Origin of the sequence: Agromyces fucosus, assembly GCF_004134865.1 — a bacterium.
In the GTDB taxonomy this organism is placed as follows: Bacteria; Actinomycetota; Actinomycetes; order Actinomycetales; family Microbacteriaceae; genus Agromyces; species Agromyces fucosus.
This window is the reverse complement of sequence record NZ_SDPO01000001.1, coordinates 618,520-642,175: the sequence shown is the minus strand read 5'-3', so window position 1 is coordinate 642,175 and position 23,656 is coordinate 618,520. Positions and strand designations below refer to the sequence as shown.

21 protein-coding genes are annotated in these 23,656 nt (G+C 70.2%); 8 read left to right on the top strand and 13 right to left on the bottom strand.

The features are described 5' to 3' along the window. Position 1 precedes the first annotated feature (1 nt). On the top strand, positions 2-478 hold the full coding sequence (locus ESP57_RS03020) for an acyl-CoA thioesterase (protein WP_129230500.1): 477 nt from the start codon (positions 2-4) through the stop codon (positions 476-478). Between the two features lie 42 nt (positions 479-520). Here ESP57_RS03020 and ESP57_RS18350 read toward each other — a convergent pair whose 3' ends face one another. The 3 genes from ESP57_RS18350 to ESP57_RS03005 form a co-directional block, all read right to left on the bottom strand. Then, positions 521-1,054: a hypothetical protein gene (locus ESP57_RS18350; protein ID WP_165877358.1), complete on the bottom strand. Its 534-nt coding sequence runs from the start codon at positions 1,052-1,054 to the stop codon at positions 521-523. A gap of 2 nt (positions 1,055-1,056) precedes the next feature. Further along, positions 1,057-1,542, bottom strand: a complete 486-nt coding sequence (locus ESP57_RS03010) for a QcrA and Rieske domain-containing protein (RefSeq protein WP_056009453.1) — start codon at positions 1,540-1,542, stop codon at positions 1,057-1,059. A 96-nt stretch (positions 1,543-1,638) separates the two neighbouring features. Continuing rightward, a complete protein-coding gene (locus ESP57_RS03005; protein WP_056009451.1) occupies positions 1,639-2,532 on the bottom strand; it encodes an acyl-CoA thioesterase in 894 nt (297 codons plus the stop codon). 93 nt (positions 2,533-2,625) lie between these two features. On the opposite strand from ESP57_RS03005, the gene ESP57_RS03000 reads away from it, so the two are divergent. After that, a complete protein-coding gene (locus ESP57_RS03000; RefSeq protein WP_056009449.1) occupies positions 2,626-3,306 on the top strand; it encodes a DUF8185 domain-containing protein in 681 nt (226 codons plus the stop codon). 68 nt (positions 3,307-3,374) lie between these two features. Here the strand turns inward: ESP57_RS03000 and ESP57_RS02995 are convergent, their stop codons facing one another. The 10 genes from ESP57_RS02995 to ESP57_RS02950 all read right to left on the bottom strand — a co-directional run bounded on the left by ESP57_RS02995 (position 3,375) and on the right by ESP57_RS02950 (position 17,445). Then, on the bottom strand, positions 3,375-5,060 hold the full coding sequence (locus ESP57_RS02995; RefSeq protein WP_129230499.1) for an FAD-binding dehydrogenase: 1,686 nt from the start codon (positions 5,058-5,060) through the stop codon (positions 3,375-3,377). A gap of 79 nt (positions 5,061-5,139) precedes the next feature. Next, positions 5,140-5,604, bottom strand: a complete 465-nt coding sequence (locus tag ESP57_RS02990; protein WP_129230498.1) for a globin — start codon at positions 5,602-5,604, stop codon at positions 5,140-5,142. Beyond that, the gene (locus ESP57_RS02985) at positions 5,601-6,707 is read right to left on the bottom strand and encodes a mechanosensitive ion channel family protein (protein WP_082571321.1); all 1,107 of its coding nucleotides are present in this window, start codon (positions 6,705-6,707) and stop codon (positions 5,601-5,603) included. The genes ESP57_RS02990 and ESP57_RS02985 overlap by 4 nt, the downstream gene beginning before the upstream one ends. Positions 6,708-6,718: 11 nt before the next feature. Then, entirely contained in the window at positions 6,719-9,313 is a 2,595-nt protein-coding gene (gene pepN / locus ESP57_RS02980) for an aminopeptidase N (protein ID WP_129230497.1), read from the bottom strand. A gap of 44 nt (positions 9,314-9,357) precedes the next feature. Beyond that, a complete protein-coding gene (locus ESP57_RS02975; RefSeq protein WP_056009443.1) occupies positions 9,358-10,041 on the bottom strand; it encodes a response regulator in 684 nt (227 codons plus the stop codon). Then, the gene (locus ESP57_RS02970; RefSeq protein WP_129230496.1) at positions 10,038-11,375 is read right to left on the bottom strand and encodes a sensor histidine kinase; all 1,338 of its coding nucleotides are present in this window, start codon (positions 11,373-11,375) and stop codon (positions 10,038-10,040) included. The genes ESP57_RS02975 and ESP57_RS02970 overlap by 4 nt, the downstream gene beginning before the upstream one ends. A gap of 10 nt (positions 11,376-11,385) precedes the next feature. Continuing rightward, positions 11,386-12,240, bottom strand: a complete 855-nt coding sequence (locus ESP57_RS02965) for an ABC transporter permease (RefSeq protein ID WP_056009442.1) — start codon at positions 12,238-12,240, stop codon at positions 11,386-11,388. Continuing rightward, entirely contained in the window at positions 12,237-13,148 is a 912-nt protein-coding gene (locus tag ESP57_RS02960; RefSeq protein WP_129230495.1) for an ABC transporter ATP-binding protein, read from the bottom strand. Before ESP57_RS02960 ends, ESP57_RS02965 begins: the two co-directional genes overlap by 4 nt. Before the next feature lie 115 nt (positions 13,149-13,263). Further along, positions 13,264-15,831: an aminopeptidase N gene (gene pepN, locus ESP57_RS02955; RefSeq protein ID WP_129230494.1), complete on the bottom strand. Its 2,568-nt coding sequence runs from the start codon at positions 15,829-15,831 to the stop codon at positions 13,264-13,266. 129 nt (positions 15,832-15,960) lie between these two features. Beyond that, positions 15,961-17,445, bottom strand: coding sequence for an SDR family oxidoreductase (locus ESP57_RS02950; RefSeq protein WP_129230493.1), 1,485 nt, complete (start codon positions 17,443-17,445; stop codon positions 15,961-15,963). A gap of 113 nt (positions 17,446-17,558) precedes the next feature. Here ESP57_RS02950 and ESP57_RS02945 point away from each other — a divergent pair, with 113 nt between their 5' ends. From ESP57_RS02945 to ESP57_RS02920, 6 genes are all read left to right on the top strand, one after another. Beyond that, the gene (locus tag ESP57_RS02945; RefSeq protein WP_243648377.1) at positions 17,559-18,566 is read left to right on the top strand and encodes a DUF2332 domain-containing protein; all 1,008 of its coding nucleotides are present in this window, start codon (positions 17,559-17,561) and stop codon (positions 18,564-18,566) included. A gap of 9 nt (positions 18,567-18,575) precedes the next feature. Beyond that, positions 18,576-19,079 (top strand): ribose-5-phosphate isomerase, encoded by a 504-nt coding sequence (locus ESP57_RS02940; protein ID WP_129230491.1) that lies wholly within the window; start codon positions 18,576-18,578, stop codon positions 19,077-19,079. Positions 19,080-19,083: 4 nt separating this feature from the next. Beyond that, positions 19,084-20,094 (top strand): Fpg/Nei family DNA glycosylase, encoded by a 1,011-nt coding sequence (locus ESP57_RS02935; RefSeq protein ID WP_129230490.1) that lies wholly within the window; start codon positions 19,084-19,086, stop codon positions 20,092-20,094. Between the two features lie 50 nt (positions 20,095-20,144). Further along, the gene (locus ESP57_RS02930; RefSeq protein ID WP_129230489.1) at positions 20,145-20,789 is read left to right on the top strand and encodes an FMN-binding negative transcriptional regulator; all 645 of its coding nucleotides are present in this window, start codon (positions 20,145-20,147) and stop codon (positions 20,787-20,789) included. Continuing rightward, on the top strand, positions 20,786-22,345 hold the full coding sequence (locus ESP57_RS02925) for an amidohydrolase (protein WP_129230488.1): 1,560 nt from the start codon (positions 20,786-20,788) through the stop codon (positions 22,343-22,345). The genes ESP57_RS02930 and ESP57_RS02925 overlap by 4 nt, the downstream gene beginning before the upstream one ends. Positions 22,346-22,425: 80 nt before the next feature. Further along, positions 22,426-23,613: a Fic family protein gene (locus ESP57_RS02920; RefSeq protein WP_129230487.1), complete on the top strand. Its 1,188-nt coding sequence runs from the start codon at positions 22,426-22,428 to the stop codon at positions 23,611-23,613. Positions 23,614-23,656: the final 43 nt, after the last annotated feature.

The following is a 23,656-nucleotide window of genomic DNA, read 5'->3' as shown; positions in this document are numbered from 1 at the left end:
CATGCGCCTGCACGTGCCCACTCCGCTGCGGTGGAGCGACCTCGACGCCTACGGGCACGTGAACAACGCCCGGATGCTGAGCCTCCTCGAAGAGGCTCGCATCCAGGCGTTCTGGGTGAACGACGACACGTCCGAGCACGCCGCGGGGGCGTCGACCGCGGTGCTCGACGCCACACCCGGCGCGACCACGATCACCCTGATCGCGCGCCAGGAGGTCGAGTACCTCGCGCCGATCCCGTACCAGCGGCAACCGGTCGACATCGAGCTCTGGATCGGGCACATGGGCGGGGCGAGCCTCGACGTCTGCTACGAGGTCTACTCGCCGGTCGGTGTCGAGCCGCGCGTGCTCTACACGCGTGCGGTCACGACGATCGTGCTCGTCGACGCAGAGACCGAGCGGCCGCGCCGCATCGGTGACACCGAACGCGCCGCGTGGGAGCCCTACCTCGGCGAACCCGTCACCTTCCGTCGGCGTTGACCACAGCCGGTCGATCACCCGGCGTCACCGCGACCGGTCGGGTCAGCCCTCGAGCGGCTCGTCGCTGAACGAGCCCTCCCAGACGGCGCGGCTGCCCGCCTCTGCGATCTGCACGAGCGTCCACATCGAGCCTGCCGCGACGACGAGGGCCGCGACGGTGAGCACGACTCCTACGATGACACGGGTGCCGCGGCTCGGCGCCCCGCCTCGCGGATCCCCGTTCCCGGGGGAGCTGCGCCGACGTGCCGCGCGCTCGACGAGCGCCCAACCGGCGATCGCGAGCGCCACGACGAGCAACGCGATGAGCCATGGCACGAGGTCTTCGCCCTGCGCGGTGTGCACCTGGATGAGCGGTGCCGGAGGCACCCGCTGTTCGAGCCACTTGCCGGCTTCGATCGTGACGAGCCCGAGCGGCAGGAGCAGTGCCGCCGCGATGAGCGCGGGAACCCACAGCACTCGGCGCGCGGCGGGCCACGCCGCGAGGACGATGAGGAGCAGCGCCAGCAGCGGCGTCAGCACCACGACGGCGTGCACGAGCAGCACGTGCAGGGGGAGCCCTGCGAACGTGTATTCCATCGTCAGGAGGCAGCGACGATGCGATCGCCGGAGACCGCGACGGCGATCGGCGTCAGCGGCTCGAGTGCCGGGCCCTGGATGACGTCGCCGGTGGCGGCGTCGAACATCGATCCGTGGCACGGGCAATGGAACTCGTCGCCGGCAGCGGCCACGACGCACTGCTGGTGCGTGCAGATCGCGCTGAACGCGACGACCTGGCCGGCGGTCGGCTGCGCCACCAGCGCAGGCTCGCCGTCGATCGTGGCGTCGATGCTGCCGCCCACCGGAACGTCGGCCAGGGCCGCGACATCGCCGCCGAGAGCGGGCGCGTCGGGGGCTGCAGTCGGACCGGTCGAGGTCGGCGGATCTTCGACGAGGCTCGGTGGCGCTTCAGTGGCGGAGGTGCTCGGGCTCGGGGCATCCGCTGCGCACCCTGCGAGCGCCAAGGCTCCGCCGATGGCGCCGGCGGAACCCATCGTGAGGATGGTGCGTCGGGTGGGATCGGTCATCGCCAGAACTCCTTCGTCCGCGTCGCTCGCGACTCGCGAGCGCCCATGGCACCATTCTGGGTCACCATCCATGGGGGACGGTGGATTCCACAGGATCTATTCAGTCGTCTCCGACGAACGCGCCGATTCGGGTACCCGCACCATGCCTTCTTGGGCAACGCTCGCAATCAGCACGCCGTCGCGAGTGTAGATGCGCCCGAGCGAGAGGCCGCGGCCACCGCTGGCCGACGGGGAGTCTTGCGTGTAGAGCAGCCACTCGTCGACGCGGGCGTCGCGGTGCCACCACATCGCATGGTCGAGGCTCGCGACCTTCAAGCCGGGGGTCGCCCAGGCGACGCCGTGTGCGCGGAGGACGGGTTCGAGGATCGAGTAGTCGCTTGCGTATGCGAGCGCGGCCCGGTGCATGTTGAGGTCGTCGGGCAGGCGACCGAACGCCTTCATCCACACCGCCTGGCGCGGCACTCGCTCGCCATCGACGGTGAGGTAGATGGGCGAGGGGATGTGCCGCACGTCGAAGGCGCGCTCGTTCGACCAGTACCGGGCGATGTCGTGGTCGAAGGAACCGAGCACGTCGGCCGTCGACGGCAGCGTCTCGGGATCGGGCAGGTCGGTCGGCATCTCGACCTGGTGCGAGACGCCAGCGTCTTCGGTCTGGAACGAGGCGATGAGCGAGAGGATCGGCACGCCGTTCTGGAACGCGTGCGTGCGCCGCGTCGAGAACGATCGGCCGTCGTGCAGCCGGTCGACGCTGAACGTGATCGGGTGCGCCACGTCACCAGGGCGCAGGAAGTAGCCGTGCATCGAGTGGATGGTGCGGTCGTCGGCCACGGTGCGCATCGCGGCGATGAGGGATTGGGCGAGCACCTGCCCGCCGAAGACACGCCCGAGCGGCATCCACTGCGACGGCCCGGTGAAGATGTCTTCAGTCGTGCGAGCACCGGTGTCGGTGAGGTGCAGGGTGCTCAGCAGGCCGTCGATCGGACCGTTCATCGTTCCTCCGTGTCGGTGGTCGGTGACCGCTCGTGACCCTCTGAGCGTGTGACCGCCGGGGCGGCGGCGCTCTCTTGGTAGTTTAGACAGCAGATGGCTCAACAACTCACGCTCGCCGACAGCCTGTCGCTCGGAGATCTGCACACCTACCTGCAGCGCGCAGGACGCGTCGAAGACGGTTCCGTGCGCCTCATCGCGGGCTCCGGCATCCTCGCCGTGTACACCGCGATCCTCTATCCGCGGGGCATCCTCGACGAGAGTCCCACCGTGCTCGGTCTTCGGACTTTCGCCCTGGCCGACGACGAGGAGTTCGACTCGGTCGTGCCGATGCGCTCCCTCGTCGAGCGCATCGTGCGTGCGCGGGGCGAGCTCGGCGAAGACGACGACTCGCGCCCCGTGTCGATGTCGCGGCCGCCCGAGGTCAACACCGTCACGTGGGCCGGCATCTCGCCCCCGCGCGGCGGTTGGCGCCCGCTCGGCACGACGGATGCCGCGACGCTCGAGGCGGCCGCCCGTGCGGGCATCGACGAGGTCGCCGAGGCGATCCCCGCGGGCACGGGAGAGCAGCTCGTGCAGCGCGTCCGCTCCGAGGTGTGGGGGCGCGGGGTCGAAGGGGCCGAGTACATCCCGACCGGCGCTGCATTCGCGGCGTACAGCCTCGGGTTCCTCGGCGACGACGAGGTCAAGCTCTTCGAGACGGGCCCGTGGACCCGGCTCTCCTCGCGCCGCGGGCACGTGCTCGTGCGGCGCAAGCCCTGGACCCTGAAGGCCTGACTTCTGCCGGTTGAGCCTGTCGAAACCCTGCAGCGCCGGTTTCGACAAGCTCAACCTACGAGATCGGGTCAGAGCTTCGCGATCGCCCGTCCGGCCGCGCGGCCGGTGAAGAGGCATCCGCCCAAGAAGGTTCCTTCAAGCGCCCGGTAGCCGTGCACGCCGCCGCCGCCGAATCCGGATGCCTCGCCGACGGCGTAGAGCCCGGGAACCGGCGACCCGTCGGCACCGAGCGCACGCGAGTCGAGGTCGGTCTGGATGCCGCCGAGGCTCTTGCGCGTGAGGATGTGCAGCTTGACTGCGATCAGCGGGCCGGCCTTCGGGTCGAGGATCCGGTGGGGGGTCGCGACGCGGATGAGCTTGTCACCGCGGTAGTTGCGGGCTCCGCGCACGGCGGTGAGCTGCAGGTCCTTGGTGAACTCGTTGTCGACCTCGCGGTCGCGGGCGACGATCTCGCGCTCGATGTTCGCCGTGTCGAGCTCGGTCTCGGGCGAGAGGGCGCGCATGCCGTCGAGGAGTTCGTCGAGCGTGTCGGCGACCACGAAGTCGACGCCGTGCTCCTTGAAGGCCTCGACGGGGCCGGGCGCGCCCGAGCCGAGCCGCTGGGCGAGGAGCTTCAGGTCCTTGCCGGTGAGGTCGGGGTTCTGCTCGCTGCCCGAGAGGGCGAACTCCTTCTCGATGATCTTCTGCGTGAGCACGAACCACGAGTGGTCGTGGCCCGTCGCGGCGATGTGCTCCAGCGTGCCGAGCGTGTCGAAGCCGGGGAAGAGCGGCACGGGCAGTCGCTTGCCGGTCGCGTCGAACCAGAGCGATGACGGGCCGGGCAGGATTCGGATGCCGTGCAACGGCCAGATCGGGTCCCAGTTCGTGATGCCCTCGGTGTAGTGCCACATGCGATCGCCGTTGACGAGGCGGGCGCCGGCGCGCTCGGTGATCGGCAGCATGCGGCCGTCGACGTGCGCGGGCACGCCGGAGAGCATCGACTTCGGCGGTGTGCCCATGCGCTTCGGCCAGAACTGGCGTACGAGGTCGTGGTTGCCGCCGATGCCGCCTGAAGCGACGACGACGGCGGGCGCGCGCAGCTCGAAGTCGCCGACCTCGTCGCGGTTCGAGGGCTCGCCGCGGCCTGCGCCGTCGGGTGCCAGCACGGCACCGCGGATGCCGACGACCGCGCCCTCCTCGACGACGAGTTCGTCGACGCGGTGGCGGTGGCGGAACTCCACGAGTCCGGCGGCCTCGCCGGCCTTCACCTTGGCGATGAACGGCGCGAGCACCCCGGGGCCGGTGCCCCAGGTGATGTGGAATCGCGGCACCGAGTTGCCGTGCCCGATGGCGTTGTACCCGCCGCGCTCGGCCCAGCCGACGATCGGGAAGAAGCGCACACCCTTCTCGTGCAGCCAGGCGCGCTTCTCGCTCGCGGCGAACTCGACGTAGGCCTCGGCCCAGCGCCGCCCCCACTCGTCCTCGTCGCGATCGAACCCGGCGGTGCCGTCCCAGTCCTGCTTCGCGAGCTCGAGCGAGTCCTTCACGCCCATGCGGCGCTGTTCGGGGGAGTCGACGAGGAACAGTCCGCCGAACGACCAGTGCGCTTGGCCGCCGAGGCTGGCTTCCGGCTCCTGGTCGACGATCAGGACGCGCTTGCCCGCATCGACGAGCTCGGCTGCGGCGACGAGGCCGGAGAGGCCTGCGCCGACGACGATGGCGTCGACGGGCTTCTGCGTGCGTTCGGTCGCGGCGGGTGCGGGGGAGGCGGCCACAAGGACTCCTTCGTCTCGGGTGGTGCGGGGGTGTTCGGGTGGATCGTGCTGGTGTTCGGGTGGGGCCGGTCGGGTGCTGCTACTCGTCGAACGTGTTGACCATCGCGTAGGCGGCCCGTTGGAGATAATCCCACAGGGTCTCCTCCGCGAGCGGAGGCAGTTCGAGCGAGTCGACCGCGTTCCGCATGTGCAGGAGCCATCGGTCACGGGCGTCGGGGTTCACCTTGAAGGGCTGGTGCCGCATGCGCAGCCGGGGGTGCCCGCGTTGTTCGCTGTAGGTGCCCGGTCCGCCCCAGTACTGCTCGAGGAACATCGTGAGTCGCTCAGCCGCCGGGCCGAGGTCTTCCTCTGGATACATCGGCTTCAGCACGGGGTCGTCGGCGACGCCGCGGTAGAACTCCGCGACGAGCCGCTCGAACGTCGGGCGACCGCCGACGGTCTCGTAGAACGAGGGTCCGAGCGCCGAGCCGTGCTCGGTGCCGCGCAGCGGCACGTTCGCAGGTCGAGGGGGGCCGGATGCCTCGGCGGGCAGCTGCTCGCTCATGATGCTCCTCCAGCCGGCGGTGCCGGCGGCTTCGGTGCGCGCGGCGCACGCGGCTTCTTGACCGCTGCACGAGCCGCCGCGGCCCCCGTGTCACCCGCGGCGACGACGGCGTTCGGGGTCGTCTTCGGCGGCTTCGCACCCTTGACCCGCGTGGCACCCTCGAAGCCGGCGAGCACGACGCTGTTGAGGCTCGGGAGCTTCACGCCCAGCTCGTCGAGCGCGTGCTTGAGTCGCATGCGGAGCTCCCGCGCCACGTCGTCCTTCGCCGAGGAGCGCACCTTCATGACCACGCGGATGACGAGGGCTTCCGCCGTGATCGACTCCAGACCCCACACCTCGGGCTTCTCCAGCACGCGCGAGCGCCACTTGGGGGAGTGCGCCATCTCGGTGGCGGTGCGCAGGAGCGTCGCCTCGACCTCGTCGACGTCGACGTCGTAGGGCACGGCGAGATCGACGATGACGCGCGCCCAGCCCTGCGACATGTTGCCGACCCGCAGCACCTCGCCGTTGCGCACGAACCAGAGGGTGCCGTTCACGTCGCGGATCTTCGTGACGCGGATGCGGACCTCCTCGACGATGCCCGTCGCCGGCCCGAGGTCGACGACATCGCCGACGCCGAGTTGGTCCTCGACGACCATGAAGATGCCGTTCAGCGCGTCTTTCACGATGTTCTGGGCGCCGAAGCCGAGCCCCGCACCGAGAGCTGCGGTGAGCAGCGCGAACGAACTCAGGATCGTCGGATTGATCGTGTTGACGATGAGCAATACGACCACGATGAACAACGTGACGTTGACGATGTTCGTCAGTACGGAGCCGAGCGTGCGAGTGCGCTGCACGAGGCGCACGGCGGCGAGCGGCGATGCCTGGAGCGCTTGCGTGTCGGTGACGTCCTGCTTCTTCTTGACGCCGGTGACGACCTGCTTGACGATCCGTTCGATGACGAAATGCAGGACCCACCGGATCAGGAGGGCGAAGACGACGATGAAGATGATCGAGATGAGGTTCCCGAGCACGACGTCCCAGTTGCCGACCCAGTAGTCGACGATGCCCGCCCAGAAGTCGCCGCTGACCGGCGTGGGATCTGGATCTTCAAAACCGAACATGGTGTGAAAGTCTACTGAGCCCCGCCCGAGAGCTCGCTGGCATCGCGCGCCTGCGCGGCGAGTGCCCGCTCGAGCTCGTCGAGCTGCTCGGAGACGAGCCGGTGCAGCGGCGCAGGCGTCGGATTCGCCTCGAGCCAGGCACGGGTCATCACCGCGAGTTCCGGCGAGACGAGCGGCGCCGGGTACAGGCGCTTCACGACGAGGGAGGCCATCGTGAAGCTCCGGCTCGCCCAGACGCCCTGCAGCATCGCGACGTACTCGGTCGCGGTCGTCGCGAGCAGCTCGGGCTGCGCGGTGCGCTGCCAGCCGTCGGCGATCGCGCGCGCGAGGTCGTTCGACAGCGAGGCATCCGTCGCGACGCGTCGCCACGCGGCATCCTTCACCGCCTGGTCGGGTCGGGCGGCCCTGGCGGTCTCGGCGAGGAGGCGCCCCTTGGCGGTGTCGTCTCGCGCGAGGGCCGCGTCGATCTCGTCGTCGGACGCCGCGCCGAGCGTCGCCCGTGCGACTACGAGCTCCCAGTGCAGGTCGAGGTCGATGTCGAGCCCAGCGAGTTTGATCGAGCCGTCGAGGAGGCTCCCGACCACGTCGGCGTGCGCCGCGGTCGACGCGATGCGGGTGAATCCCTTGACGAACTGCAGTTGGGTGTCGGATCCCGGCGCGGCGAGCTCGGCGAGCGCCCAGACGGCGTCGCCTGCCTCGGCGGCGACCTGCGTGCGGTGCTCTTCGGCGAGGTAGCGGCTGATCGCGAGCTCGAGGCGGGCGAGGGCGAGCCCGCGGGCCGCCGACTGCGTCTCGTGCCCGATGCTGCCGATGACGAGTCGCACGAAGTCGATCGTCGGCACTTCGGCGTCGCGCAGCGCGTCCCACGCCGAGCCGAGCACGACGGCCCGTGAGACCGGGTCGGACAGCTCGGGGAGGTGGTCGATCGCGACGCGGAGCGAGTCGGGATCGAGCCGCACCTTCGCGTAGGTGAGGTCGTCGTCGTTCACGAGCAGCAGGTCGGGACGCCGGAGGCCGACGAGCTCGGGCACCTCGGTGACGGCGCCGTCGATGTCGAGCTCGATGCGGTTCGTGCGCGCGAGGCCGTCGTCGCCGAGCTCGTAGCAGCCGAGGGCGAGGCGATGCGGGCGCAGCGTCGGATGCCCCGGAGCGGCGCTCTGCTCGATGCGCGCGGCGGTGATCGTGCCCGACTCATCTGCCTCGATCGCGGCCCGCAGCGTGTTGACGCCCGCGGTCTCGAGCCACAGCGCCGACCAGCGCGTGAGGTCGCGGCCGCTCGCGGTCTCGAGCTCGTCGAGCAGGTCGCGGAGCGTGGCATTGCCGCCCGCGTGGGCGGTGAGGTACGCGCCGACGCCGCGCTGGAACGCGTCGAGTCCGACCCACGCGACGAGCTGCTTCAGCACCGAGGCGCCCTTGTCGTAGGTGATCGCGTCGAAGTTGACCTCGACGTCGGCGAGGTTCGCGATCTCGGCGACGATCGGGTGGGTCGAGGGCAATTGGTCTTGCTCGGCGGCGTGGGTCTTCTCATCGCTCGCGAACGTCGCCCAGACACCGGTGAACTCGGTGACGGCAGCGGTCGCGAGGGTCGAGGCCCACGTCGCGAACGACTCGTTCAACCAGAGGTCGTTCCACCACTTCATCGTGACGGAGTTGCCGAACCACATGTGCGAGAGCTCGTGCAGCACGACGATGGCCCGCTGCTCGCGCCGCGCGTCGGAGACGCGGGAGCGGAACAGGTAGGACTCGTTGAAGGTGACCGCGCCGACGTTCTCCATGGCGCCCCAGTTGTACTCGGGCACGAAGATCTGGTCGTACTTGCCGTACGGATAGGGCACGCCGAACGCGGTCTCGTAGAACGCGAGGCCCGCCTGCACGAGTTCGAACATGACCTCGGGCTCGGCGTACTGCGCGAGTGAGGCGCGGGTCAGCACGCCGAGCGGGATGTCGCGGCCGTCGACGCTGCGCGCGCTGCCGTGCCATGCGGCGTAGGGCCCGGCGATGATCGCGACGATGTAGCTCGAGATGACGGGACCGGGCTCGAACGACCAGGTCGAGACGGCGACGGTCGCCGCGGCCGCTGCACCGGTGACGAGCTTGCCCGGCGCCGGCTCGGGCGTCGCAGCATTGCTCAGCACGGTCCATGCGGCCGGAGCCGTGATCGTGAACGTGAACGACGCCTTCAGGTCGGGCTGGTCGAAGACCGCGAAGACCCGGTTCGCCTCGGCGACGGCGAACTCGGTGTACAGGTACGTCGCCCCATCGACGGGGTCGACGAAGCGGTGCAGGCCCTCACCGGTGTTCGTGTACGCCGCGGTCGAGACGACGCGCAGCTCGTTCGCGGCCGCGAGACCGTCGAGGCGGATGCGCGTGCCGTCACTGGCCGCGGCTGCGTCGAGCGGGCGGCCGTTCAGGGAGATCTCGTGCACCTCGGTCGTGCACGCCTCGATGAAGGTCGATGCACCCGGCTCGGCGTCGAACGAGACGAGCGTCTCGCTGCGGAAGGTGTCTCCGGACCCCGACAGGTCGAGGCGGATCTCGTAGCGCGGCGAGCGCACGACCTGCGCGCGCTGTTCGGCTTCGACTCGGGTCAGATCGGCAGCGGGCATGCAGGGGCCTCCGTGGGGTTCGTTTGCCCCGTCAGCCTACTGACTCAGGATGAGCCGGGCATGGGAAGCAGCCCGTGCTCGTAGGCGTAGATCACGAGCTGCACGCGGTCGCGCGCGTCGAGCTTCTGCAGCACGCGGCCGACGTGGGTCTTCACTGTCGATTCCGAGAGGAAGAACTGCTCGGCGAGCTCGGGGTTGCTCCGCCCCTCGGCGATGCCGATGAGGATCTCGCGTTCGCGGGGCGTGAGCGAGTCGAGGCCGGGGGCCTCGATCGGAGCCTCGGTGCCGGGCAGCTCGCCTGCGAACAGCTCGATCATCCGCCGCGTGACCCGCGGGGAGAGCGCGGCCTCTCCGGCATGCACGGTGCGGATCGCGCCGACCAGGTCGGCGGGTCGGGAATCCTTCAGCAGGAACCCGCTCGCGCCCGCCCGGATGGCGGCGAACGCGTACTCGTCGAGGTCGAAGGTCGTGAGCACGAGGATCCGGGTCGGTCGCCCACCTGCGACGATCGACTCGGTCGCGGCGATGCCGTCGAGATCCGGCATGCGAACGTCCATCAGCATGACGTCGATCTCGAGCGACTCGACGAGCGCGATCGCGCCACGCCCGTCGGCGGCCTCGCCGACGACCTCGAGGTCGGGCTCGGACTCGAGCACCATGCGGAGCCCGATGCGCACGAGCGACTGGTCGTCGGCGATCGCGACGCGGATCGGTCGGTCGGTGGTCATGCGTCCTCCTCCGGGTCATCGGGGTTCGTGGCGGGGGCGTCGGATTGCGGCCTGCTGCGCTCTTCGTCGCGGAGTTCGGCGTGCACCCGCCATCCCCGCTGCGGCCCCGGACCGGCTTCGAGGGTGCCGCCGTAGAGGGCGACGCGTTCGCGCATGCCGACGAGGCCCTTGCCGCCGCTCGTGAGTTCGGACGTCGACGCGACGGCGGCGTCATCGATGACGTCGACCCGCACGACGCCGTCGGCGTGCTCGACCGTGACGTCGACGCGGTGAGCCGTCGCGGCGTACCGCAGCGCGTTCGTGAGCGCCTCCTGCACGATGCGGTAGACGGTCAGCTGCAGGTTCGAGTCGAGGATCGGCGGCCCGACCGTCGTCAGCTGCACCGGCAGCCCGGCGGCGCGGAATCGCTCCACGAGCACCGGCAGCGCCGCCGTGCCCGGTTGCGGTGCGAGCTCCTCGGGGTGGCCAGCGGCCGCGGCGGGCTCGGCGAGCACCCCGAGCATGCGGCGCATGTCGGCGAGTGCGGCACGGCCGGTGTCGGCCACGTGCTGCATGGCATCGGCGGCGCGCTCCGGATCACGCGCGGCGGTCGCCGCCGACCCGTCGGCGAGCGTCACCATGACGGTGAGGCTGTGCGAGACGATGTCGTGCATCTCGCGGGCGATGCGCGAGCGCTCGACGGCGGTGGCGAGCTGCGCCTGCTGGTCGCGTTCACGCGCGAGGTCGTGGGCGCGGGAGATGAGGGCGTTCAGGTACCGGCGTTGGTTGCCGACGGTCACTCCGATGAGGGTGGCGATCAGCAGCAGCACGGTGAACTGCGAAGCGGATGCCGGTGCGTCGGCGCCGAACGGCGCCACCGTGCCGCCGGCATGCGCCCAGACGGCGATGTACGAGGAGGCCGTCGTCACGACGACCGATCCGGCGAACCCGATCCAGGCCGCGCGCGTCGAGCCGTACACCGCGAGGGCGTAGAGGGCGAGCAGCAACGGGAACACATCGGTGGACCCGAACGGGTACACGACGAGGCAGACGAGCCAGGCGATGGCGACGAGCAGCCAGGGCTCCCTGCGGCGCAGGAGCAGGATCGCGGCGGCGGCCACGGCAATGGCGACCAGTTGGGCGACGGCGATCCATGCGGGAGGCGGATCAGAGCCGAACAGGAGTGCGATCGTCCCCGCGAAGGTCGGCACGAAGTACAGCGCCGTGATCAGCGAGTCGGTGAGCCACGGATGCCGCGCCCAGAACTGCCGGATCACGCCCGGCGGCTTCGGCAGACGAAGTTCTCCCCCGACTACCGAAGCCGGGTAGCCGGGGGAGATGGGTGCTTCCGTCATGGACTGGACTCTACGCGTCCCGTCGCTTGAGGAGCACCGCGGCGCCGGCGATGGATGCCCCCACCCACGCCAGCACGACCAGGAGGCTCAGCCAGGCGCCGAGCGCGTCGGCGGTGGGTTCCGCCGTGGCCGAGGTGAAGATGCCGAGGCCTGCGCTCGAGAGCAGGTACGGGATGAGGTCGTGCGCCCACTCGGCCGGGATCATCTGCAGCACCGTCGGCAGGAGCAGCATGACGCCGAGCACGGCGGCGATGCCACCGGCGCTCGATCGCAGCATCGTGCCCACGCCGAGGGCGAAGACCGAGACCAGCGCGAGGTAGAGCGCACCGCCGAGGATCGGCAGGAACACCGCCGGCTCGACCAGGCTCGCCGAGACGTCGACGCCGGCGAAGACCACCGACGAGACGACGAAGGCGCCGAGGTTGGCGACGAGGCCCACGAGGAAGGTGGTGACGAACAGCACGATCGCCTTGGCCGCGAGTGCCGGCAGGCGCTTCGGCACCGCGGTGAGCGTCGACCGGATCATGCCCGTCGTGTACTCGCCGCTGATGATGAGCACGCCCAGCACGCCGGCGACGAGCTGACCGAAGAAGACGCCGAACACCGACGACTGCACGATGAGCGAGACCTGACCGTCGGCGGGCATGCCCGAGGCATCCGCACCGCCGTTCATGTCGCTCGCCATGCTGAGCGACATGATGAGCGCCATGCCGAGCGAGATCGCGATGACGATCAGGTACGACCAGGTGGTCGAGCGGAGGCTCCGGAGCTTGATCCATTCGGAACGGAGCACGCCGCCGAAGGAGAGCGAGGTGGAGTGCGCGCGCTGCGAGGGGTGCGCCAACTGCGGGGTGGTCGTGGTCATCGGACTGCCTCCGTGCGGTATTCGACGGCGTCGGCGGTCAAGGCCATGTAGGCATCTTCGAGCGACGCGCTGAGCGGGGTGAGTTCGTGGATGGCGAGCCCGTTCTGGGCTGCGAGGTCGCCGATTCCGGATGCCGGGACTCCCGTCACCTCGAGGACGCCCGCCTCGGAGCGGATCACCGCGACATCGGGGGCGGCGAGCAGGTCGGCCAGCTGCGAGGCGTGCGGCGAACGCACGAGCACTCGGGGGCGCGTGCCACCGGCGATGATGTCGGCGACCGGTGCGTCGGCGATGATCTCGCCGCGGCCGAGCACGATGAGGTGGTCGGCCGTGAGGGCCATCTCGCTCATGAGGTGCGAGGAGAGGAAGATCGTGCGGCCCTCGGACGCGAGGTGCCGAACGAACTGCCGCACCCACAGCACGCCTTCGGGGTCGAGGCCGTTGACGGGCTCGTCGAGGATGAGCGTCGACGGGTCTCCGAGCATCGCAGCGGCGATGCCGAGTCGCTGGCCCATGCCGAGCGAGAATCCGCCGACGCGCTTGCGCGCCACCGACTCGAGGCCCGTCATCTCGATGACCTCGCGCACGCGGCTCGCGCCGATGCCGTGCGTGGCGGCCATCGCGAGCAGGTGGTTGTAGGCGGTGCGGCCCGTGTGCACGGCCTTGGCGTCGAGGAGGGCGCCGACCTCGTGCAGCGGCGCGCGGTGCGCCGCGTACGGCTTGCCGTTGACCGTGACGCTGCCGCCGGTCGGGCGGTCGAGCCCGACGATCATGCGCATCGTGGTCGACTTGCCTGCGCCGTTCGGTCCGAGGAACCCGGTGACCTGCCCGGGGCGGACAGTGAAGCTGATGTCGTTGACGGCGGTCTTCGCGCCGTAGCGCTTGACGAGCCCTTCTGCCGTGATCATGCTTCAACGCTACGGATCGGGTGCGCCCGGGACATCCGTCTGGAGAATGGTTCAGGGCGGGCCGGCGTGGTACCGAAGTACCATGCCGACCCGCCCTGAGTGGTCGTGCCGGGTGCTACTGCGCGTCGCGCGCCTGCGCGGCGAGTGCGCGCTCGACGCCGGCGACGTTCTCGACCACGAGACGGCGCAGCGCGGGTGCCGCGTCGGCGTTCGCCGCGAGCCAGGCGTGACTGGCGTCGACGAGGGCGCGGTTCGCGAGCGGCGCCGGGTACAACAGGTCGACGAGCTTCTCGGCGATCGCGTAGCTGCGGCTCTTCCAGATGCCGTCGAGCATGCCGAAGTACCGTTCGATGAACGGGGTCAGCAGCGACTGGTCGTCGGCGCGCACGAAGCCGGTCGCGGTCGTGCGCACGACCGAGTTCGTCGCCGTGTCGACGTCGATGACCGACGCCCAGGCGCGCTGCTTGCCCTCGGCGGTCGGCGTCGCCGCACGTGCGTGCGCGGCCGATTCCTGGCCCGTGGCGGTCTTGTCGGACTCCAGACGGGCGTCGATCTCGGCGTCGCCGGCGCGGCCCGCGGCGACGAGTGCGATGAGCAGCTCCCAGCCGAGGTCGGTGTCGACGTCGAGGCCGTCGAGCGTGATCGACCCGTCGAACAGGCCGGCGAGGTCGTCGACGTGCGAGCCGGCCTCGGCGATCGATGCGAAGGCCTTCACGAACTGGAACTGGGCGTCGCTGCCGGCCGCGGCCTCGCGCGCGAGCTGCCAGAACCCGTCGGCGAGGGTGCGGCGTGCGTCGCTCCGGTGTTCGGGGGTGACGTACGAGCTCGCGGCGAGCTGCGCGTTCGCGAGGATGATGCGCAGCGTCGTCGACTCGGTCTCGCTCGCGATGTTGCCGAGCACGAGGTCGAGGTAGTCGCTCGCGCTCGTCTCGGCGTCGCGCACGGCGTCCCAGATGGAGCTCCAGACGAGGGCGCGGGCGAGCGGGTCCTCGATCTTCGACAGGTTCCCGAGCGCGACCTGCTGCGACGCCTCGTCGAGACGGATCTTCGCGTAGGCGAGGTCGTCGTCGTTGAGGAGCACGAGGTCGGGGCGTGCGAGACCGACGAGTTCAGCGACATCCGTGCGCTCGCCGTCGATGTCGAGCTCGACGCGGTGCTCGCGCACGAGCGCGCCGTCGACGAGGTTGTAGAAGCCGATCGCGGCGCGGTGCGGCCGGATCGTCGGGTAGTCGGGGTGCGCCGACTGCAGCACGGTGAAGGCAGTGATCGTGCCCGCGTCATCCGTCGCGATCTCGGGGCGCAGGGTGTTGACGCCCGCGGTCTCGAGCCAGAGCTTCGACCAGGCCGACAGGTCGCGGCCGCTCGCGACCTCGAGCTCGCCGAGCAGGTCGGCGAGGGTCGTGTTGCCCCACGCGTGCTTCTTGAAGTACGCCGAGACGCCCGTGAAGAACGCCTCGATGCCGACCCAGGCTGCCAGCTGCTTCAGCACCGAACCGCCCTTGGCGTAGGTGATGCCGTCGAAGTTGACGAGCACGTCTTCGAGGTCGCGGATCTCGGCGACGATCGGGTGCGTCGACGGCAGCTGGTCCTGGCGGTAGGCCCAGCTCTTCTCCATCGAGTTGAAGGTCGTCCACGCGTGGTGCCACTCGGTGGCCTCGGCGGTGGCGATCGTCGACGCCCACTCGGCGAACGACTCGTTCAGCCACAGGTCGTTCCACCACTTCATGGTGACGAGGTCGCCGAACCACATGTGCGCGAGCTCGTGCAGGATCGTGACGACCCGGCGCTCCTTGATCGCGTCGGTGACCTTCGAGCGGAACACGTAGACCTCGGTGAAGGTCACCGCGCCCGCGTTCTCCATCGCGCCGGCGTTGTACTCGGGCACGAAGAGCTGGTCGTACTTCGCGAACGGGTAGGGCACGTCGAACTTCGCCTCGAAGTACTCGAAGCCCTGCTTCGTCTTCTCGAAGATGTAGTCGGCGTCGAGGTACTGCGAGAGGCTCTTGCGGCTGAACACGCCGAGGGGGATGACCCGCCCGTCGGAGCTCGTCAGCTCGTCCCGCACGACGTCGTACGGGCCCGCGATGAGCGCGGTGATGTAGCTCGACATGCGCGGCGTCGGCTCGAACGCCCACGTGGCCGTGGAGACGTCGTCGGCGCGGCGACCCGAGGGGTGCAGCTCGGGCTCGGGCGTCGGCTGGTTCGAGATGACCTGCCAGTGCGACGGCGCGGTGACGGTGAACTTGAACTCGGCCTTCAGGTCGGGCTGCTCGAACACGGCGAACATGCGGCGCGAGTCGGGCACCTCGAACTGGGTGTAGAGGTAGACCTCGCCGTCGGCGGGGTCGACGAAGCGGTGCAGTCCCTCGCCGGTGTTCATGTATCGGCCGTCGGCGACGACGACGAGCTCGTTCTCGGCGGCGAGGTTCGGCAGCTGGATGCGAACGCCGTCGCTCACCTCTGCGGGGTCGAGTGGGGCGCCGTTCAGGGTGACCGAGTGCACGGCCGCCGTGATGGCGTCGATGAACGTCGACGCACCCGCGGTGGCCGTGAACCGCACGGTCGTCTGGCTGCGGAACACCTCCGGACCGGTGGTGACATCGAGCACGACGTCGTAGTCGCGCACCGAGACGAGCGCAGCACGCTCCTCGGCTTCGATTCGGGTGAGGTTCTCTCCGGGCACGTCTGCTCCTTCGGCAGTCATCGACGCGGCTCGTGGCCGCAGGCAACGTGCATCAGCCTAGCTCTCGGGCGGCCCGCGGTCACGGACGCACGGCCATCGCGGCGCAGCGGATGCGACGCCGCAGGCTCCTCACCAGTCGGCGCGCGAGTAGTCCTTCAGGAACACGCCGGTCACGTCTTCGCCTGCTTCGCCGCGCACGATGGGGTCGTAGACACGAGCGGCACCGTCGACGAGGTCGAGCGGCGCGTGGAAGCCCTCCTCGGCGAGCCGCACCTTCGTGGGGTGCGGGCGCTCGTCGGTGATCCAGCCCGTGTCGACGCTCGTCATGAGGATGCCGTCGTCGAGCATCTCCTTCGCGCTCGTGCGCGTCAGCATGTTCATGGCGGCCTTCGCCATGTTGGTGTGCGGATGCCCCGGGCCCTTGTAGCCGCGACCGAACTGGCCCTCCATCGCCGAGACGTTCACGATGTACGTGCGACGAGCGGTCGACGCGGCGAGCGATGCGCGCAGACGGCTCACGAGGATGAACGGCGCCGTCGTGTTGCAGAGCTGCACCTCGAGCATCTCGAGGGGGTCGACGTCTTGCACGACAGCGCTCCAGCTGTTCTCGTGGTGCAGGTCGGGCACGAGGCCGCCGGCGTCGATCGCGGTGCGGTCGGCGAGCTTCGCGAGCGAGCTCGATCCGGGTGCGAGTGCGAGCGCCGTGAGGTCGTCGGCCGTCATCGTGCCCGCGAAGAGACCCGAGGTGAGCACCGGGTGGCTCGATACCGAGTCGGCGAGCGCGAGCGGGTGCGCGTCGTTCGTGTGGCCGAAGCTCACGAGCTCGGGCATCGGGCCGTCGGGCAGCGGCGACGACTCGGCCTCGACGAGCGGCGAGTACGAACCGGGGGAGCGGCGCACGGTCTGGGCTGCGTTGTTGATGAGGATGTCGAGCGAGCCCTGGGCGGCGACGTCGTCGGCGAGGGCGATGACCTGGGCGGGGTCGCGCAGGTCGATGCCGACGATCCTCAGGCGGTGCAGCCAGTCGCCCGCGTCGGGCATGGCGGCGAACCGGCGGGCGGCGTCGCGCGGGAACCGGGTCGTGATCGTGGTGTGCGCGCCGTCGCGCAGCAGCCGCAGCGCGATGTACATGCCGATCTTCGCGCGGCCGCCGGTGAGGAGGGCCCGCTTGCCGGTGAGGTCGGTGCGGGCATCGCGCTTCGCGTGGCTCATGGCTGCGCAAGTCGGGCAGAGCTGGTGGTAGAACGCGTCGACGAGGGTGTAGCGCTGCTTGCAGATGTAGCAGGGGCGGGCGACCTGCAGTTCACCCGCGGTGCGTGCGTCGGTGCCGCTCACGAGGTCGGCGCCCCGGGTCTCGTCGTCGATGCGCGTCGGCGCACCGGTCGCGGTCGCCGCGATGACGGCGCGATCGGCGTCCTGGATGACGCGCCGCTTCGCGAGCCGGCGGGCGACCTTGACGGCCTTGAACATCTTCGCGGTCGCGTGGCGGACGGTCTCGAAGTCGGGGTCGTCCTGGTCGAGCTCGCTGAGCGTGGCGAGCACCCGCAGCGTCGTCTCGAGATCGCGCGCGTCGATCGTGGGCGCGCTGACGGAGGCGGAGTCGTCGGAGGGCATCCCCCGATTCTACGGGCGGGCACCCCGTGATCACCTGTGTGCCGCTTCCGTTCGTCGAGCAGCGATGCCAGGAGCGCGTCGAGACCACCGCGCGCCGGAGTAGCGTGACGGCCATGAGCACCAGCACCGATGCCTCCGCGTCGACCGCCGACCGGTATCGCGCGTTCGCCGAGGTCGAGGCGCGCGCCATGTCCGCCACCTATGAGGCCTGGGCGGCGGGCGTCGCGACGGATGCCGCGGTGCTCGCGCTCATCGACGAGTTGCCGCCGCAGAAGCGCCAGCCGAACCTCGTCTTCTCGGCAGCGCGCCTGCTCGGCGCACCGAGCGGGACGTACGCGGTCTTCGCCGAGTGGCTCTCAGCCCACTGGAGCGAGGTGCGGGGGGTCGCGCTGACCCACGCGACGCAGACCAACGAGGCGGCCCGGTGCGCCCTTCACCTGCCCGTGCTCGGCGGCATCGAGGGGCCGATCGCGCTGCTCGAGGTAGGGGCATCCGCGGGCCTCTGCCTCTACCCCGACCAGTACAGCTACCGGTACTCGGGCCACGCGTATACCGGCACCGCGCAACTGGACCCGGTCACCGGCCCGAGCCCGGTGGTGCTCGACTGCTCCCTGCGCGGCGACGTGCCGGCGCCCGTGCCGACTGCCATGCCAGACGTCGTCTGGCGCGCGGGCATCGACCTGCACCCGCTCGACGTGCGCTCGCAGGCCGACGTCGACTGGCTCGACGCGCTGGTGTGGCCCGAGCACGACGATCGACGGGCCCGGCTGCGTGCCGCCGCCGAGATCGCCGCCCGCACCCCGCCCACGCTCGTCAGCGGCGACCTCAACGAGCGACTCGCCGCGCTCGCCGCATCCGCTCCCTCCGATGCCACGCTCGTCGTCTTCCACACGGCCGTGCTGATGTACCTCGACGAGGCGGGCCGTGACGCCTTCGTGCGGCAGGTCGGCGCGCTGCCCGGGCACTGGCTCTCGGTCGAGGGGCGCAATGTCGTCCGAGGCATCCGCGTGCGCGACGATGTGCCGAACGAGAGCAGCGACCTCGTGCTCGCCGTCGACGGGGTGCAACGGGCCTGGGCGCAGCCGCACGGGCGTGCGCTCACGTGGGCGCCGAATCCCTAGACTTGGCGCATGCGCATCCACATCGCGACCGACCACGCCGGCCTCGAATTCAGCCGCACGCTCGTCGATCACCTGACCAACGGCGGTCACGAGGTCGTCGACCACGGCCCGGCGGAGTACGACGCCCTCGACGACTACCCGGCGTTCTGCATCAACGCGGCGCTCGGCGTCGCCCGCGACCAGGCCGCAGGCGTTCGCGCACTCGGCGTGGTGTTCGGCGGTTCCGGCAACGGCGAGCAGATCGCGGCCAACAAGGTGCGCGGCATCCGCGCCGCCCTCGTGTGGAGCATGGACACCGCGATGCTCGCGCGCGAGCACAACGACGCCAACGTCATCTCGATCGGCGCCCGCCAGCACACCGTGCAGGAGGCGATCCGCTACATCGACGCCTTCATCGCCGAGCCCTTCTCGGGTGACGAGCGCCACGTGCGCCGCATCGCCCAGCTCGCCGAGTACGAGACGACGGGCGACATCGCCGGCAAGGGCGTCGACGTCGAGGCACCGGCGGAGTAGTCGGGTGCCCGAGGGTCATTCCGTCCACCGCATCACCCGGCAGTTCGAGCGCAACTTCGTCGGGCACGTCGTGCGCGCCTCGAGCCCGCAGGGCCGGTTCGCCGCCGGGGCCGCCGAGATCGACGGTCGCCGCATGACCGATGCCCGGGCCGTGGGCAAGCAGATGTTCCTCGGCTTCGAGGGCGACGTCTGGCTGCGCGTGCACCTCGGCATGTACGGCGCGTGGGACTTCGCCGGCGAGATCCTGATGGACGCCACGATCGCCTCGGCGAACGGCCGTATGGGCCACACCAACCAGCGCGGCACCTTCCTCGATGCGCCGAACCCCGACGCCGTGGTCTTCGACTCGGCCGGTGAGAACTCGCTGCAGTCGATCGGCGCGCCGCGCAAGACGCGCCTTCGCATGTCGGAGTCCGAGAAGGAGAAGGACGGCAACGGCCTCGACACCTTCCCGCCCGAGCCCATCGGACAGGTGCGGGTGCGGCTCCTCACCGACACGATCTGCGCCGACCTGCGCGGCCCGACCGCCTGCGAGGTGCTCGACCCCGCCCAGGTCGAGGCCGTCGTCGGCCGCCTCGGCCCCGACCCGCTGCTCGATGTCGGCCCAGAGGCCGAAGAGCGCTTCACCCGCACGATCTTGAAGAAGGCCACCCCGATCGGCCTGCTGCTCATGGACCAGAACGTGGTCGCGGGCATCGGCAACGTGTATCGGGCGGAGCTCCTCTTCCGTGCCAAGCAGAACCCGCACACGCCGGGCAAGCTCGTGCCCGAGGAGCACGTGCGCCACCTGTGGCGCGACTGGGCGAAGCTCCTGCGCATCGGTGTCGAGACCGGGCAGATGGTGACCATGGACGACCTCGACCCCGAGGCCTACCGCGCCGCGATGGCCAGCCGCGACGACCGCCACTGGGTGTACAAGCGCGAGGGCCTGCCCTGCCGGGTCTGCGGCACCAACATCGCGCTTGAGGAGATGGGCGCCCGCAAGCTCTACTGGTGCCCCTACTGCCAGGCATGAACCGTCCGTCGCCGGTCGGGTAGCGGAGCGTATCGAGACCAAGGAGCCGCATGCGTCAGAATCCGAGCTTCACCCTCGCGAGCGAGGACGGCGTGAAGCGCCTCGTGCGAGAGCATCCGTGGATGACCATCGTGAGCATGACGGATGCCTCGGTCCTCGTCGCCTCGCACTACCCCGTGCTGCTCGACGAGACCGCAGACGGCATCGCACTGCTCACCCACGTCGGTCGCCCCGATGAGACGGTGCACGAACTCGGTCGACACGAGGTCATGGTCATCGCGCAGGGTCCGCACGGCTACATCTCGCCCGGCTGGTACGACGCGAAGCCCGCCGTGCCGACCTGGAACTTCGTCTCCGCCCACATGTACGGCACCCCCGAACTGCTCTCGGGCTCCGAGAACCTCCGGGTGCTCGAAGCGCTCGTCGATCACTTCGAAGACGAGATGCCCGAGCCCCGGCGCATGCGCGGCACCGCGGCGAACGCCGAGTACGCCGACCGCATCGCCGCGGGGACCGTCGGCCTCCGCATCCCGATCACGCGATTCGTCGCGAAGAACAAGATGAGTCAGAACAAGCCGGCGGAGACCGTCGAGCGCATCATCGGCGAGCTCGAGGGCGGCGGCCCGTACGCGAGCGCCGCGCTCGCCGCGGAGATGCGCCGTACGCACGACGAGATGCGAGCGGCCACGGCATGAGCGACGCGATCGTCGACGGCGCTTCGACCAGCCCAGTGGATGCCGCTGAGCCCCTCATCCTCGCCGGTGCGCGTCTGCCGGGCGCCGAGGGGCTCGTCGACCTGCACCTCGCCCATGGCCGCGTCGTCGCGGTGGTCCCGCACGGAGAGGCACCGGGAGGGATGCAGGGGGAGACATCGCCCAGCGTCATCCGTCGTCTCGAACTCGATGGCCGCTTCGTCGTGCCGGGGCTGTACGACCGCCATGTGCACTTCTCCCAGTGGGCCATGGTCTCGCGCCGCCTCGATCTCGCCGGTGCGGAATCGGCGGCGGCCGTGGCGTCGCTCGTCGCGGCATCCGTCGACCGCGGCGACCTCGAGGTGATCGGCTTCGGCTATCGCGACGGGCTCTGGGCCGAGGCCCCGACTCGCGCCGTGCTCGACGCCGTCTCCGGCGACGTGCCCGTCGTGCTCGTCGCAGCCGACCTGCATGCCTGCTGGCTGAACTCGGCTGCCCTGCGCCGACACGGCGTGGGCGACCTCGCGGGCACGAGCGGAGTGCTCCGCGAAGACGACTGCTTCCGGCTCGTGCGCGAGATCGACGACGTCGCCGATGACGTGCTCGACGGCTGGGTCGCCGATGCCGCGGGTCAGGCGTCCCGCCGGGGCGTGGTCGGGGTGACCGAGTACGAGATGCGCTGGAACCGCGACGACTGGGTGCGCCGGGTCACCGGGGGACTCGACGCCCTGCGCGTGACGTTCGGCATCTACACGCAGCACCTCGATCGCGCCATCGCCGAGGGGCTCCGCACGGGGGACGAAGTGCCGGGCACCTCGGGACTCCTCACGGTGGGTGGCTACAAGGTCATCACCGACGGTTCGCTCAACACTCGCACGGCGTGGTGCTTCGACCCGTACCCCGGGCTCGGGGCCGAAGAGCACCCCTACGGCCTCGCGACAGTGCCGTACGACGAGCTCGTGCCCCTCATGCGCCGCGCGCACGAGTCGGGCATCACTCCGGCCGTGCACGCCATCGGCGATCAGGCCAACGCCCGCGTGCTCGATGCGTTCGAAGCGGTCGGATGCACCGGCTCGATCGAGCATGCGCAACTCCTGCGCCGTGACGACATCGCCCGCTTCCCACGGCTCGGCATCGTCGCGAGCGTGCAGCCCGAGCATGCCATGGATGACCGCGACGTCGCCGACCGGTACTGGGCCGGGCGCACCGACCGGGCGTTCATGCTCGCCGACCTCGCGGCGGCCGGAGTCGAGCTCGCCCTCGGCTCCGACGCACCCGTGGCGCCGCTCGACCCGTGGGTGGCGATCGCCGCCGCAGTCGGTCGTGCCCGCGACGGGCGAGAGCCGTGGCATCCCGAGCAGGCGCTCGAGGTGCGCGTCGCGCTCACCGCGTCGACGGGCGGGCAGGGAGCCTCCGTGCGCACGGGGATGCGCGCCGACCTCGCCGTGATCGAACTCGACCCGTACGCGGCATCCGTCGACGAATTGCGAACCATGCCGGTCGCAGCGACCCTGCTCGCCGGGAGCTCCACCCACTCGTTCGACGCGGGCAGTTCATAAAACATTCGCTTGCTCTTATGAATTTCACCGTTTTCTCATAAAATGGGCGGAGCGGGTTGTGAAGCCGCTCGAGGAGAGCCATGAGTGCACGTGACGCCTGGCCGGCCATCGGTGCAGAGACGCTCGATTGGGAGAGCCGCTACGCCGAGGCATCCGCGCTCGATCGCTTCGACCCGAGACCACAGACCTACGACGCTGCGGTGCCGCCGCTCATCGCCGAGCGTGCACTGCAGCTGAGCCCTCGAACCGCCGCACTCGCGCGGGCGGCCGAGAACGAGCTGATTCGCTTCGACGCGTCCCTGAACGATGAGATGACGGGGTTCGCGCCGTTGCTGCTGCGCTCCGAAGCCGCTGCGTCGTCGCAGATCGAACACCTCTCCGCCAGCGCCCGTGCCATCCTGACCGCCGAGATCGGCGATACGAGCAAGCGAAATGCGACGGAGATCGTGGGCAACACGCGGGCGATGCAGTCCGCCCTCGCGCTCGCCGACGAGCTCACGCCCGCTTCCGTGCAGAAGATGCACGAAGTGCTCATGGACGGCACGAAGCACACGCCCGGACAGTGGCGCACCGAGCCCGTGTGGATCGGCACGAGTGCGCGCAGCCCCGTCGGCGCCGCGTTCGTCGCCCCACGATACGAACGAGTGAGCGCACTCATGGAGGACGTCATGGCGTTCGCGCGTCGGGACGACCTCCCGGTGCTCGCCCAGGTCGCCGTCGCGCACGCCCAGTTCGAGACCATCCACCCCTTCACCGACGGCAACGGTCGCACGGGCCGCGCGCTCGTGCAGTCCATGCTCCGAGGCAAGGACATCACCCGCTCCGTCACCGTCCCGGTCTCCGCCGGACTCCTCACTGACGTGAGCGCGTACCACGATGCGCTGACCGCCTATCGAGCCGGCGAGGTCCAACCCATCGTCGAGCAGATGGCCATCGCCAGCGACGACGCCATCAGGAACGCCCGAACGCTCATCGCCCAGCTGCGCGACACGACCACGGGGTGGCGAGAGACCGTGAGGCCGCGAACCGGGTCGCAACTCGAGAAGGTGCTCGACTACGCGGCCCGACAGCCGGTCTTCACCGCGGCCTCGGCGTCCGCGGATCTCGGCATCGGCACCACGAACATCTATCCGCATCTGCGACGGCTCACCGAGCTCGGTGTCCTGAAGCAGAAGGCCGAGTACAAGATGGGCCAGGTCTGGCGCGCCGACGAGGTGCTCGTTGCGCTCGACGAGTTCGCGGAGCGCGCAGGGCGCCGGCGGGGCTGACCACGCAGGACCGATGCGACACGGGGGGAAAACCCCCGCCCCG